At 65.1% G+C, this 14,106-nt stretch carries 12 protein-coding genes; 6 read left to right on the top strand and 6 right to left on the bottom strand.

Features of this window, described 5'->3' with window-relative positions:
• Positions 1-49 precede the first annotated feature (49 nt).
• On the bottom strand, positions 50-943 hold the full coding sequence (locus ABH922_RS03825; RefSeq protein ID WP_424805665.1) for a siderophore-interacting protein: 894 nt from the start codon (positions 941-943) through the stop codon (positions 50-52).
• Positions 944-1,177: 234 nt separating this feature from the next.
• On the opposite strand from ABH922_RS03825, the gene ABH922_RS03820 reads away from it, so the two are divergent.
• Both ABH922_RS03820 and ABH922_RS03815 read left to right on the top strand, forming a co-directional pair.
• The gene (locus ABH922_RS03820; RefSeq protein WP_424805664.1) at positions 1,178-2,818 is read left to right on the top strand and encodes an ABC transporter ATP-binding protein; all 1,641 of its coding nucleotides are present in this window, start codon (positions 1,178-1,180) and stop codon (positions 2,816-2,818) included.
• On the top strand, positions 2,815-4,599 hold the full coding sequence (locus ABH922_RS03815) for an ABC transporter ATP-binding protein (protein WP_424805663.1): 1,785 nt from the start codon (positions 2,815-2,817) through the stop codon (positions 4,597-4,599). Before ABH922_RS03820 ends, ABH922_RS03815 begins: the two co-directional genes overlap by 4 nt.
• Here the strand turns inward: ABH922_RS03815 and ABH922_RS03810 are convergent.
• A complete protein-coding gene (locus tag ABH922_RS03810; RefSeq protein ID WP_424805662.1) occupies positions 4,585-5,403 on the bottom strand; it encodes a helix-turn-helix domain-containing protein in 819 nt (272 codons plus the stop codon). The two genes, ABH922_RS03815 and ABH922_RS03810, sit on opposite strands and share 15 nt — an antisense overlap.
• A 141-nt stretch (positions 5,404-5,544) precedes the next feature.
• Here ABH922_RS03810 and ABH922_RS03805 point away from each other — a divergent pair, with 141 nt between their 5' ends.
• The 4 genes from ABH922_RS03805 (at position 5,545) to ABH922_RS03790 (ending at position 9,804) form a co-directional block, all read left to right on the top strand.
• Entirely contained in the window at positions 5,545-6,333 is a 789-nt protein-coding gene (locus ABH922_RS03805) for an SDR family NAD(P)-dependent oxidoreductase (RefSeq protein WP_424805661.1), read from the top strand.
• Positions 6,334-6,366: 33 nt separating this feature from the next.
• Positions 6,367-7,851 (top strand): acetyl-CoA acetyltransferase, encoded by a 1,485-nt coding sequence (locus ABH922_RS03800; protein ID WP_424805660.1) that lies wholly within the window; start codon positions 6,367-6,369, stop codon positions 7,849-7,851.
• Between the two features lies 1 nt (position 7,852).
• On the top strand, positions 7,853-8,353 hold the full coding sequence (locus ABH922_RS03795) for a hypothetical protein (protein WP_424805659.1): 501 nt from the start codon (positions 7,853-7,855) through the stop codon (positions 8,351-8,353).
• A gap of 593 nt (positions 8,354-8,946) precedes the next feature.
• Positions 8,947-9,804 carry a class I SAM-dependent methyltransferase gene (locus ABH922_RS03790; RefSeq protein WP_424805658.1) on the top strand — a complete coding sequence of 286 codons (858 nt, stop codon included), beginning with the start codon at positions 8,947-8,949 and terminating at the stop codon, positions 9,802-9,804.
• Between the two features lie 4 nt (positions 9,805-9,808).
• Here the strand turns inward: ABH922_RS03790 and ABH922_RS03785 are convergent, their stop codons facing one another.
• The 4 genes from ABH922_RS03785 to ABH922_RS03770 all read right to left on the bottom strand — a co-directional run bounded on the left by ABH922_RS03785 (position 9,809) and on the right by ABH922_RS03770 (position 14,083).
• Positions 9,809-10,459, bottom strand: a complete 651-nt coding sequence (locus ABH922_RS03785) for a CatB-related O-acetyltransferase (RefSeq protein ID WP_424809553.1) — start codon at positions 10,457-10,459, stop codon at positions 9,809-9,811.
• A 34-nt stretch (positions 10,460-10,493) separates the two neighbouring features.
• Entirely contained in the window at positions 10,494-12,302 is a 1,809-nt protein-coding gene (locus tag ABH922_RS03780) for an ABC-F family ATP-binding cassette domain-containing protein (RefSeq protein ID WP_424805657.1), read from the bottom strand.
• Positions 12,302-13,237, bottom strand: coding sequence for a 4-(cytidine 5'-diphospho)-2-C-methyl-D-erythritol kinase (locus ABH922_RS03775; RefSeq protein ID WP_424805655.1), 936 nt, complete (start codon positions 13,235-13,237; stop codon positions 12,302-12,304). Before ABH922_RS03775 ends, ABH922_RS03780 begins: the two co-directional genes overlap by 1 nt.
• Before the next feature lie 69 nt (positions 13,238-13,306).
• Positions 13,307-14,083 (bottom strand): ABC transporter permease, encoded by a 777-nt coding sequence (locus ABH922_RS03770; protein ID WP_424805654.1) that lies wholly within the window; start codon positions 14,081-14,083, stop codon positions 13,307-13,309.
• Between the last annotated feature and the right edge of the window lie 23 nt (positions 14,084-14,106).

Here is a 14,106-nt window from a genome sequence, read left to right as displayed (position 1 = left end):
ATCAGGTCCTCGGTCTGTTGCTCGAGACGGGTCTTGTCGAAATCCGTGCTCACAACCCGGCACTCTCGAGTGTCTTCTCGACCTCGTCGCGGATCTCTTCCTCGTCGCGGTCGGACTCCCACGCCGCGTCGATGGCGTTGCGAATGTTCTCGTCGAGCGCCTCGTACTTCGCGAGCCACGCCTCGGCCTTGTACGTCCAGTACCCGATGATCTTGTACCGCGCGGCGGGCAACTTCAATTCGTGGCGCAGGTATTTACGAATGTCGCGCAGCATCGAACTTTCGCCGGCCACCCAGATGTAGCCGAGGTCGGTAGGCAGATTCATCGCCCGAATCACGTTCGGCAGCTGGGACGGTCCGACGCCGTTGCCACTGCCGACCAGCCAGATGAACTCCACGTCCGCGGCCGAGTCGATCTGCTGCTTGTGGGACTCGTCCACCACCTCGACGATCGCTTTCACCGAGGTACCGGACGGTAGTTGTTCGATCAACCGGCCCAGGGCCGGGAGCCCGGTTGCGTCGGCGACGAATATCTGGCGGTGTGCGCCCTCGGGCGGCTCGTACAGCCCGCGCGGCTCGGTCAGCGCCAGCGTGTCACCGACGACGGCGGCTTGCGCCCATTCGCTGGCGACACCACCCTCGTGAACGACGAAGTCGATGGTGACGTGGTTCGTATCCGCGTCGAACCGGCGCACCGTGTACGGCTGGCACGGCGACACCGCCACACCTTCCGGATATCGCCAACCACGAGGCGCGTCCGGATCTTCGACCGGCAACACGAACTTGCCGGTCTCGGGAACGGGGAAGTGCAAGCGTAGATACTCGTCGCCGATGCCGCTGGACTCGAAGGCTGCCAGCTCCGTCCCGCCGAACACGATCCTGACCATTCCCGGCGTCAGGTACTCCTTCTCGAGCACCTCTCCGAACACAAGACTCACAACCATCTCCAACATCGACGCAACACGCACGGACACAAACGCCCGAACATGGATACCCTGCACTAAGTAAGGTGGACCTTAATTTATTGCAGTGTGGCAGACCAGTCGGCATATCGACCGACGTATCGGGGCCAAGTCCTGTCGCGATTCGGCCACCAGTGGGCGTATGGCCAGTTCACGACAGGGTCTGTCCCAGCTGTGACTTCTGTATCAAGCGTCTCCCTCCCTAGCGTTGGCACGGTGCCATCAACACCACAATCAGCCCCCTATCGGGACGGGCCCACCCCACGGCAGGTGCTGGCCGACGCGATCACCGCCGACGGCCGCGGCGCGAAGCTGGCAACTGCCTCCGTCGGCTTCACCGGCCACCAGGTCGCCGAAGCTCTCGTGCCCGTCGTGATCGGAGCCGTGATCGACCGCGCCATCGCCACCAGTGACGCTGCCGCGCTCGGAAAATGGATACTCGTCCTCGGCATTCTCTTCACGGGTCTGTTGCTGAGCTGGCGATTCGCGGCACGCATCGCCGATTCGGTCAGTGAATACGGCGCCCATCGGCTGCGGATGGACATCGCGCGCCGCGGTCTCGATCCGCACGGCATGACGCCCCGCCGAATCCCCGGCGAGGTGTACGCCATCGCCACCTCCGACGCCGGCGCGGTGGCAGATTTCACCCATACGTTGAGCACTAAACTCGCGGCGGCCTGCGGAGTGCTGACCGCCGCCGTCTCACTGCTGGTGATCTCGGTGCCGCTCGGACTGCTCGTCATCCTCGGCACCCCGCCCGTGCTGATACTGATGCAGATGGTCAGCCGGCCCCTCGAACGCCGCGCCGAAACCGACCAGCAACAGGGAGCACGGGCCGGTGCACTCGCCGCCGATCTGCTGGCCGGGCTCCGAATCCTGTCCGGGATCGGCGCCGGCGACAACGCGGCTCGGCGATACCGGACCGCGAGCCGCACCTCGCTCGGAGCCACGCTGCGCGCCCAGCGGTACCAGGCGATGTACTCGGCCGCCAACGTCGCGATCGCCGGGGCCTTCCTCGCCGTGATCGCCTACGTCGGCGGCCGCATGACTGCGCAGGGCTCCATCTCGATCGGCGAGTTCGTCGCCGTGGTCGGACTCGCCCAGTTCCTGCGTGGGCCCCTGATCGACGTCGGCTACTTCGGCGCCGGGCTCGCTCGGGCGCGGGCCTCCGCCAACCGTGTGTCGGCACTGCTGACGACGGAGCGTTCCGTCACCGCCCCCGACACACCACTCGCAGTGTGCGGGGCCGATTCGCTGACACTGCGCCAGGTGGTGATTGCCGGATCTGATCCGTTCGACCTGGACGTACGCCCGGGCGAGACCGTCGGACTCGTCACGGAGAACTCCGCTCTGGCCGATGGACTCGTGGACCTCCTCGCCCGCCGAATCGAACCCACCTCGGGAACGATGCACCTGGGTGAGCACCGAATCGACCGCCTCGAGATAGGCGACCTACGCAAGCACCTTCTCGCCGCACCGCACGAGGCTGCACTGTTCATCGGCACCGTGAGAGACAACATCGCAGCCCTGACCGCGCCCGGCACGTCCGTCGACGCCGCGATCACGGCCTCGGCAACAGATCAGGTAATCGACTCTCTCCCCCGAGGACTCGAGACCACAGTGACCGAGCAAGGCAACTCGCTCTCCGGCGGCCAACGGCAACGCATCGCCCTCGCCCGCGCCCTGGCCGGGCAACCACCGGTGCTGGTTCTGCACAACCCCACCACTGCCGTCGACTCCGTCACCGAAGCCCGCATCGCCGCCGGGATCGCGGAGATTCGGCGTGAGCACGCCACTCTCATTCTCACCGGCAGCCCGGCGCTGCTCGCCATTTGTGATCGGGTGATCGAACTGTGAACGACCTGCTGCCCACCGCGACGCCGAGACAGTCGCGCACCGCTGCACTACGCCTGCTCCGTCCGCACCGCGGCAGCGTAGCCGCAGCGATGATCACGCTGATCGCGTCGACCGCGATCTCGCTGCTCACGCCGTTCGTTCTGGGCGCCATGGTGGACGCCGTCACCGACGGCGGTAACGACGCGGTCTCCCGAATCGGCTCTCTCACCATCGCTTTGGTCGCTATCGCTGCCGCATCCTCGATACTGGTGGGGGTCGGCAACTATCTACTTGCGAGCCTGGGAGAGCGGGCGGTCGCCGATCTCCGCGAGGAAGTAGTGCTACGGGTACTCGACCTACCCCAGAGCGACGTCGAGCGGGCAGGCCGCGGCGACCTCGTCTCGCGCATCACCGGAGACGTCCGGTTGGTGACGCGAGCGGTGTCCGATGCACTGCCGATCTTCGCCACCGCCGCGCTGACCATCCTTCTCACCCTGGTCGGACTCGGCACTCTGGATTGGCGATTCGCCGTCGCCGCGGTAGTCGCCGCACCGATCCAGATCCAAGCGCTGCGTTGGTATCTCGGGAAATCTGCCCCGGTCTACCGCGAAGAACGCGAGGCAGAGGGATCACGTGCACAGCAATTGCTCGACTCACTCTCCAACTCCGACACCGTCGGTTCGCTCCGGCTCGAGAATGCGCACCTGGGACAGATCGAATCCAGGTCGCTGGCAGCGGTTCGACTGAGCCTGACGGCCACCCGGCTACGGACGCGATTCTTCGGACGCCTCAACATAGCCGAATTCATCGGCCTCGCAGCAGTTCTCGTCACCGGATTCTGGCTGGTGCAGGACGGCCGGATCAGTCTGGGTGCGGCTACCGCAGCGGCACTGTTCTTCCACCGCCTGTTCGACCCCGTCGGCGCGGTACTGAGCGTCTTCGACGAACTACAAGAAGGCACCATCGCCCTGGCCAGACTGATCGGCGTGACACTGGCACCGGTTCCGTCCGAGCCGGCCGATCCACTCGAGCCGCAGGAGAATTCCGCATCACTGAGCGATGTCACCTTCGCGTACCGGCCAGGCGACGCGCCGGTACTGCACGATGTGGACCTGACAATCGCGGCGGGAACGTCGACCGCGATCGTCGGGGCCACCGGAGCCGGAAAGTCGACGGTCGCGAAACTGATCGCAGGCATCTACGAGCCGACCGCCGGCACCGTGCGCATCGGAAACGTCGACCGAGATCGGCTCTCTCGTAACACTTCCCGCAGAGCGGTCGCTCTGCTCACTCAAGAAGTGCACGTCTTCGCCGGAACCGTGGCAGAGGACTTACGATTGGCTGCCCCCCACGCCACCGACGCCGAGATAGCCGACGCGCTCGACAAGGTGGGCGCCACCGGATGGGTGCATGCGCTCCCCGACGGTGTCGAGACCGTCGTCGGCGCGGGTGGACACCGGCTGACCGCCACTCAGGCTCAACAACTGGCGCTCGCTCGTATCGAATTGCTCGACCCCCCGTTGCTCATCCTCGACGAAGCCGGCGCCGAGGCCGGAAGTGCCGGAGCTCGGATGCTCGACGACGCCGCGCTTGCCCTGACCATCGGCCGCACCGCGATCACGGTTGCACATCGCCTCTCCCAAGCCGCTGCTGCCGATCACATCGTCGTGATGGACGACGGCCGCGTGGTCGAGCAGGGATCGCATCGACAACTCCTCGATCTGGACGGACGCTATGCCGCGTTGTGGACGGCATGGTCTGCGCCACGCCGCACGACGGAGACGTCCTCAGGCGCGCAGTAAGTACGGCTCCGGTGCGGTGCCGGGCCTGCCCATCACCGCACCGGGAGTGCGCCCCGTGACCCGCCTGAACACGGCGACAAACGCACTCGGAGTCTCGTACCCGACCCGTCTGCTGACTACGGACACCGGCATTCCCGCCGCCAGGTACGTGAGGGCAGCTCGGACGCGCACTTGAATCCTCCACTGGGCAAACGTCATACCCGTCCCCTGAGCGAACACCCGCGTCAGGGTGCGTACGCTGCCACCGGCCGTCAGTGCCCATTCGGAGAGCGAACGTTGATCGGCCGGGTTCGCCACCAGGGCACGCGCCACGAACAGCGCGCGCGGATCGGTGGGCATCGGAACCTCCACCGCAGCGACCTCGAGCGGCTGCAGCATGTCGAAAGCGACCTGCTCGGCCCGCCTTCGAGCCTCGTCCGGCATGTTCCGCCGATGCATGTGCAGCAGTACCTCACGTAGGAGCGCGCTGACCCCGAACAGTCCGGGACAGTGCGACGGCGCCGCGTGCGCCTCCGGCCGGAAATACGTGCAGAAGAATTCGGTTCCGGCGCCCGCGGTCACCTGATGCAACGACCCCGCCGGGAGCCACAGTCCGGCTGACGGCGGGACATCCCAGGTGACACCGTCGACGACAACCCGGAGCAAGCCCCCCGAACTTCCCCAGAGCAGCTCGTGCTCGGGATGCCGGTGCGCCACCCAACTTCGTTTGTGGGGAACTTTCAACGTAACCGTGGTCATCGAATAGGGATCGTCGATCGCGCGTGGACCCACCGGCACAGACACTCTCTCCACCACAGCTGTCATGAGGTGGAGTATAGAGGCACGGTTAGGCATACCTAAATAGCCTGACACGACAATTTTTTATTGCATCTCACCGTTACAGATATTCGGGTAGCCGATATCGTGGCCGGGACGCCCCGTTCACGGCCGGGAGAAAGGCGCATCATGACAGACGCATCACCGACGTCAGCCGCAACGCGGCGGGTGGCAGTCGTGACCGGTGCCGGATCGGGAATCGGGCGCGCAAGTGTCGAACTGTTCGCCGCGCGAGGCCACGATGTCGTCGCCGTGGACCTCTCCGCGCCCGGACTCGCAGACTTGGCCGATATCGATCATGTCGTGACCGTGGTGGGCGACGTGTCCGAAGAAGCCGTCAACAAAGAGGCCGTTGCAGTTGCCCTCGAAGAATTCGGTCGCGTCGACACCGTGATCCTCAACGCCGGAATCGGCGGCACACCGGCACTCGAATCCTCGGGAGCCATGGACAAGGCCGATCACATCATCGGCGTCAATCTCCGTGGACCCATCCACGGCCTCCGCGCCTCCATCTCGGCGTTGAAGGAAACCAGAGGGAGTGCTGTATTCACCGCGTCGGTGGCTGGGCTGCGAGGCGATCCGGGGAACTGGGCATACAACGCGACAAAAGGTGCGCTGATCAATCTCGTACGCGCATTCGCCGTCGACTATGCAAGCGCGGGCGTCCGAATCAACGCACTGGCACCCGGTCTGACACGGTCCGGGATCACCGTCGACGTCACCGGTGATCCGGCTCTGCTGTCGAGGATCGAACGACGGATTCCCCTGGGACGCTTCGCTGAACCCGACGAGCAAGCCGAAGCGATCTGGTTCTTGTCGTCACCGGCAGCGTCCTACATCACCGGAACCACCCTCGTGGTGGACGGCGGGCTCGACGCGAACCTCGGCATTCTCCCGTTGCCCGGACAATCATGGTGACCCCTTACCTCCTTGCCGGCAGAGAGGCACATCATGACTGACACTTCGCGAATTCCCGTCATCGTCGGCATCGGCGATCTGAAAGGTGACCCCGCCGACGTACGCGAACCATTGGACCTCATCCACGATGCCGCCGTGCTGGCCCTCGACGACACCGGCCACCGGGCACTCGCGTCACAGCTCGATGCGGTACACGCCGTCAAAACGGTCAGCTGGTCGTACGAGAACCTCCCTGAACTGCTCGCCGCCCGCTTGGGCGCCGCACCGGCCACCACCTCGACGTCGCCGATCGGCGGGCACTGGCCCGCCGCCCTTCTCGACCGCATCGGCGCGGATATCGCAGCCGGGCGGTCCTCTGTCGCCTTGCTCGTCGGCGGGGAATGCTCGGCCACCACCGCCGCACTCCGAAAAGCCGGAACCGACCTCGACTCGGCGGGTTGGACTCACGCACCGGGTGGACCGCCCGGTTTCAACCCGTCCGACTTGGGTAGCCCGCAGATGCAACGCACCGGACTCATGGTGCCCACTCGCGTGTACCCGTTGTTCGAGAACAGCTTCAGTGCATCCGAAGGACACGACGCCGCCGAGTCGCCGGCCTGGTCCGCCCGGATGTACGCCGAGTTCTCGAAACTGGCTGCAGCACATCCAGCTTCCTGGACGTCGACGGTTCATACCGCCGAGGAGATCTCGACCGTCGGCCCAGGCAATCGGATGATCGGCGAACCGTATCCGCTGATGCTCAATGCCATGCCGTTCGTCGATCAGGCCGCCGCGGTGGTGGTGTGCTCACTCGACAAGGCCCGCGAGGCCGGTATCGACGAGGACAGATTCGTGTACCTGTGGGGCGGGGCCGGAGCCTCCGATCCACTCGATGTTTTGAGCCGCAGCAACTTCCACTCCTCGTCCGCTCTGAGCGACGTCGTCCGGCGCACCCTCGACGGCGCCGGGGTCAGCTCGGACTCCCTCGACATCGTCGACGCCTACAGTTGCTTCCCCGTCGTGCCGAAACTACTGATCCGCGAACTGAACCTGCCCGACACCACGATACCGAGCGTCACCGGTGGGCACTCCTTCTTCGGCGGTCCATTGAACAGCTACACCCTTCATTCCGTGGCCGAGGTGACCAGACGTCTACGTGCCGGTGCGGATCTGGCGCTGGTGCACGGCAACGGCGGCTTCCTCACCTGTCAACACACGCTTCTGCTGTCGTCATCGGCACACTCGGACGGATACGTCGGCGATCCTGAAACTCGCGCATTGTCCTCGTCCGCACCCGATCAGGTGCTCGACTACTCCGGTAGTGCGGATATCGTCACTGCAACAGTGGAATACGGTCGAGGTGGTGAACCGGAAACCGGATTCGTGGTGGCCACAACGCCGGACGGTCGACGACTGGCCGGCCACACCGGGCCTGCCGAGGCGGCCGCCTTGGCTCAGTTGCACGGAGACAATCCCCCGGCAATCGGGCGTACCGTTCGTGTGCACGACGCGAACGGCCTTCTCACACTGGAGTTCTGACATGGGATTTTCGATATACTTCATGCGGGTAGCACAGGACCGGCAACTTGACGCCGACCGGGACGGCATAGTCGATTTCCTCGACCGACGGGGCTTGCACGTCGTAGCCAATCCTCACGGGTGCTCGATCCTCGATAACGAGGGTGTGCCCGTGAAATTCGACGGCTACCACTCGGACCTGCTCATCGACTCGCTCGAACAGGACAAGCCGCTGACCGGCGGCATCGACCACGCCACCCTGACGAACGACGAGTGCGAGTTCGTCTACGATCTGTGTGTTGCTGCCGGGTTCTTGATCGTCAACCCGCAAGGTAGTCCGACGTATGTCGTGCCCCATCGCAACCACATGCCCGACGACCTTCCCGACCTCGACGATACAGCCTGGGTGGAGAGCGGCAGTGAACTCTCGCAGGCGCTCACCGGAAGTTTCGGGGATTTCCGGGTCTTCCGAAACAGAGTGATCTCGCAGTCCACCGACACCGACACCGACACCGACGGATAGAACACCGGCCACCGATTCTCCCCGATCGCGACAACCCACTGACCGTGAAGCACCGTCCGATGATGATGCATCACAGAAGAATCAACATTGCCGAGACCCGTCGGCCCACCATCGTCGCGTCCACCGATACGAGTGCACAACCGGCCCAAGGCACGACATGATGCGCATCGCACCATCCTGGCGGCGTCCCACACCCGCAAAACGCGCATCCCCCGTCACGCACCGTCCGCGACACCGCCGCCGAGCGCTCCGACACCCCGCGCCCGACCGGAACACCCTCGTGTCCGACACACTTCGAGTAATCATACTGTCGCGTGCCAAGATTCGGGCCCTGTCGAGACTGAGCGGGCCCACCCAGTTCACCGCCGCGACCCCCTCCTCGTCCGTCGACGGCAACACATCCTTCAGCGCCTGCAACTCGGTCATGTCCTTCGCGCCGTCCTTCTCCGGCGTCGACAATCCGGACAGCAACGCCAGTAACCGAGAGCCGTTCACCGCATCGAGATCACCCTTGACCATCTCGAGTTCGAACGCAAGGTGTCTGTCGAACGTGATATGCAGTAGAACGACCCCGTCGACGGAGAAGGTCCACCATGCACGAGACAGAAGCGATTGCCGCGAACCGCGCGAACTGGGATGATCGAGCCGACATCCATGTGCGCTCCGACATGTACGACGTCGAAACATTTCTCGCCGACAAGAAGGCCGTCTCCACCGTCGTGCAGAACGACCTCTCGATCCTCGCTCCATACCTGCCCGCATCCGGGATTCAGGATCGCTCACTCCTGCACGTACAGTGCCACATCGGCACCGACACCGTCTCCTGGTCGCGACTGGGAGCCGTCGACGTGCACGGACTCGATTTGTCACCGAACTCTCTGCGCCACGCCGCTCGTATCGCCGACGCCGACAACCGCGAGATCACCTGGGTCGAAGGTGACGCACGATTCGCGTCGACATTGATCGACCGGCATTTCGACACCATTGTCACCAGTACGGGAACCATCGTCTGGCTACCGGAGCTCACCGACTGGGCGCAATCGATCCACGATCTCCTCGAACCGGGCGGTGTGTTCCTGATCCGCGACGACCATCCTCTGCTCGGCGCACTGGGTTTCGAACCGTGGGACGTCACCGACGACTATCTCGGCGGCGGCGGCGTCCGAAGCTACGAGAGTTCCGGTACCTACTCCGACGATCCGACGGGGCAGGGCACAGCGCATACCGTCAATCACGAATGGCAGCACGACCTCGGCGAGGTCATCGGTGCGCTGTTGAACGCCGGACTCCGGATCGACGCGGTCACCGAACTGCCCTACATGGACTGGCCTGCTTTCCCCGGCCTCGTTCGCTGCTCGAACGGGTGGGAGCTGCCGCCGGGATCGCCGAGGATTCCGCTGAACTTCGCGGTGGTCGCGAGCCGGCCACCGGATTCACCGATTCGGAAATGACGGTTCAGCCGTGGATGCGTCGGCCGATCTCTTCGAGTTCACCCGGTGTACCGTCCGCGATGGTCCGCACGTGCGCCGTGATCTCCTCGATCGGCCAGTCCCACCAGGCCGCGTCGAGCAGAAGAGCGATATCCGATTCGCTGAAGCGTCGGCGGATCAGCGTGGCCGGGTTCCCGCCGACGATCCCGTAGGCGGGAACGTCTTTGGTGACCACCGATCCAGTGGACACGACGGCACCATGACCGATCCGCACGCCGGGCATGACGGTGACGTTTCCGCCGATCCAGACGTCGTTGCCGACCACGGTGTCGCCGCGGTTCGGGAGGTCGGTCACCAGATCCCGGTGCTCCGCCCACGCGCCGCCCATAATGGGGAACGGGTACGTGGACGGACCACTCATCCGATGGTTGGCACCGCCCATGATGAACTGCACGCCAGTCGCCACGGCGCAGAACTTTCCGATGACGAGACGGTCGGGTCCGTAGTGGTGCAGCACATTCCGGGTCTCGAATGCCGTCGCATCGTCCGGGTCGTCGTAGTAGGTGTAGTCACCGACCTCGACCAGCGGACTCGTGATCAGCGGTTTCAGGAGCACCACTCGATCCTGTCCGGCAATCGGGTGCAGGCGCATCGGATCGGGGGCGTCGCTCGACATACTCACGCCCCCAGCCCAGGTGCCGGCGCCCACATCAGCCGTCGAGTTCGGCGAACAGTTCCATCCACTGTTCCTCGGCAGCCTCTTTGTCGGCGATGACCGCCTTGAGGTCACCACCCAACTTCTGCAACTTATCCGGGTCGGTGGCGGCATCGGCCAGCGCGGCGTGGAGTTTGCGCTCCTGGTCGTCGAACTTGGCAATCGAACGCTCGAGCTTCGAGAGTTCCTTGCGTGCAGCACGATCGGCCGCCCCGTCGCGAACCTGCTTGCTCTTGGACGCCCCGCTCGCCGTGGAGGCCACGGACGGGTTGTCGCCGTCACCCATTGCCGCGCGGCGACGCAGGTAGTCCTCGATACCGCCCGGCAGGTTGGTGAGCTTGCCGTCGCCGAAGAGCGCCCAGGTGGAATCACAGATTCGTTCGATCAGATACCGGTCGTGCGAGATCACGACCATGGTGCCGGCCCAGCCGTCGAGTAAGTCCTCGAGTTGCTGGAGCGTGTCGATGTCGAGATCGTTGGTGGGCTCGTCGAGCAGCAGCACGTTGGGCTCGGCCATCAGAACACGGGTCAACTGCAGTCGTCGACGCTCACCACCGGAGAGATCACCGACGGGCGTACGCTGACGGGCGGGTGTGAAGCCCAACCGCTCGGCCAACTGCCCGGCCGATACTTCTTTGTCCCCCAAGGTGATTCGCTCGGCGACGTCCTTTACCGCGTCGAGGACCCGCATGTCGGTGGGCAGATCGTCGAGTTCTTGCCTCAGCCACCCGATGTGCACGGTCTGCCCCTGAATGCGCTTGCCTGCAGCAGGTTCGAGCTCACCGGCGAGAGTACGCAGCAGTGTCGTCTTGCCGGAGCCGTTGACGCCGACCAGACCGAGCCGCTCACCCGGTGCCAGCCGCCAGGTGAGGTCGTCCACCAGAACCCGGCCGTCGGGCGTCTCGAGGCGAGCGTCTTCGAGTTCGATGACGACCTTGCCCAACCGGCGCTGCGCGAACGACGCCAACGCGACAGCGTCGCGGGGTGCCGGAACGTCGGCGATCAGCGCTTCGGCGGCCTCGATGCGGTACTTCGGCTTGGACGTGCGAGCCGGAGCTCCGCGGCGCAGCCACGCCAACTCCTTGCGGGCGAGGTTGCGACGGCGCTCCTCGGAGGCGTCGGCCTGACGCGAGCGCTCGGCGCGGGCGAACACCCAGTCGTTGTAGCCGCCCTCGTAGCTTTCGACGCCGCCGCCGACAACCTCCCAGGTGCGGGTGGCGACAGTGTCGAGGAACCAACGGTCGTGGGTCACGACGACGAGCGCGCTACGACGCGAGACCAGATGCTCGGCCAGCCACTGCACGCCTTCGACGTCGAGGTGGTTGGTGGGCTCGTCGAGGACCAGCAGATCCAGATCCTGCACCAGCGCTGCGGCCAGGGCGACACGTCGACGCTCCCCACCGGAGAGCCCGTCGACCTTGGCGTCGAGCGCGGACCGTTCGCCGCCCGCACCGAGGTTGTCGATACCGATACCGGAGAGCACCGACCGGATGCGTGCGTCGCCCGCCCACTCGTGCTGGGCAACTCCGAGCGGGCCGAGCACGATGTCACCGACCGTGGAGCCGGGAGGGAGCACCCCGCGCTGGGTCACCACTGCCATGCGCAGGCCACCGACACGGCTGACGCGGCCCGAATCGGGCTGCTCCACTCCCGCGAGAACCTCGAGCATGGTCGTCTTGCCACCGCCGTTGAGGCCGACGACGCCGATGCGTTCGCCTTCCTCCACGCCCATCGACACCCCGTCGAGCAACGGCTTGATGCCGAACGACTTCGACACGTTTTCCAGATTGATCAGATTTGCCATCAGTGCTGTCCCTTTGCCGCATTGTCGATGATTCGTGCTCCGGGTACGGGTCCGCTCGCCACGCGAACGGTGCGGCACACCCCCGCACCCGCAAGTTCGACGCTCACGTCCACAGCGGACTCGGCGTCCGCGCAGAGGAAAGCGCATGTCGGTCCGGATCCGGACACGATACCGGCCAGCGCTCCGGCCTCGACCCCGGCGCGCAGCGTTCGGCGCAGCGCCGGGTTCAGGGACAAGGCGGCCACTTGGAGGTCATTGCCGAGCAGTGGTGCGAGCAGCCCGGCGTCACCGGTGGTGAGGGCCTGAATGAGTTCGTCCGCATCGCCGAGCCGGCTCGGAGTGCCGTCGACGCGCAGCTTGTCGAGTTCGCCGAACACCACGGGTGTACTGAGACCACCCTTGGCCAGTGCCAACACCCAGTGGAATGTGCTCCGAGTCAGGACAGGTACGAGTTCTTCGCCTCGCCCGGTCCCCAACGCGGTTCCGCCGTGCAGGGAGAACGGAACATCGCTACCGAGCTTCGCCGCGAAAACGTGCAGATCACGACGGGTGAGATCGAGCTTCCACAGCGCATTGAGCGCCACCAGTGCAGCGGCTGCATCGGCGCTACCGCCTGCCATGCCGCCCGCAACCGGGATTCCCTTGTCGATGACGATGTCGGCAGCTGCATCGACGCCGCACTCGGACGCGAGAAGCTCGGCGGCCCGCCACGCCAGATTCGTCTCGTCAGTGGGGACCGCGTGCGCGTCGTCACCGGTCACGCGAAGCGTCAAACTCTCGGACGCCGTCACGGTCAGGGTGTCCGAGAGGGAGAGAGCCTGGAAGACGGTGTGCAGATCGTGGTAGCCGTCCGCGCGCAGATCGCCGACCCCAAGATGCAGATTCACCTTGGACGGGGCCCGAACGACTACAGGGTGAGGAACGACGGAGAGCACAAGGAACAACAATAGGCGCTGCGAACACCCAGGCGAAAACACCCGCTGGTCAGGAAGGAGTACGCGGGATCATTTCACTGCGCGCACACCCACCCCGAGGCCGACGATCGCGACACCGACGGCCGCGATCACTCCGGCCAGAATGCTGCCGGAGGCGAAGTCACCCGCGAACAATGCGCGCTCCGCGTCCACGACGTAACCCAGCGGATTGACATCGACGAGGACCTTCATCCACCCCGGCGCGTTGTCGAGCGGAAGCATGGTCCCGGACAGGATCAGCAGCGGAAACATCAACGTCTGTTGCACCACCCAGAACAGCCAGTCCTGTTCGCGGACGGCAAGCGCCAGTGCGTACGACAGCGCGCCGAGCCCGATACCGAACACCCCGAGCAAGGCGATGCCGAACACCGCACCGGCTGCGTCGACGTCCAAGCCGAGGGGCAGCGCCACCAGGATGATCAGAACAGCCTGCGCAGCAAGCGGAACCATCTCCTTGCAGGCCCGACCGATCAGCAGCGACGACCGCCGCAGCGGCGTCACCAGCATGCGCTCGTGGGAACCTTGTTGCATTTCCATGAGCAGGTTCGACCCCGTCATGGTCGTGCCGAAAATCGCGATCATCACCAGCACACCGGGAACGAACCAGTTCCACACGCCGTCACCGGTACCCGGAACACCACCGAGGAGCGGCCCGAACAGTGCCAGCAGAATCAGCGGCTGAACCAGGGAGAAGACGATGCTGACCGGATCACGCAACATCGGCCGGAGTTCGCGGCCCATCACTATCGCGCTGTCCCGAACGACGTTGCCGTGCAGTGCGCGTGGAGTCTCGAGAGTGATCGTCATGACGAAGTCCTTTTCGATTGGAG

It is taken from the genome of Rhodococcus sp. 27YEA15, assembly GCF_049739425.1.
Lineage (GTDB): Bacteria > Actinomycetota > Actinomycetes > Mycobacteriales > Mycobacteriaceae > Rhodococcus_F.
The sequence above is the reverse complement of the archived record's forward strand: the minus strand, read 5'-3'. Positions and strand labels throughout refer to the sequence as shown.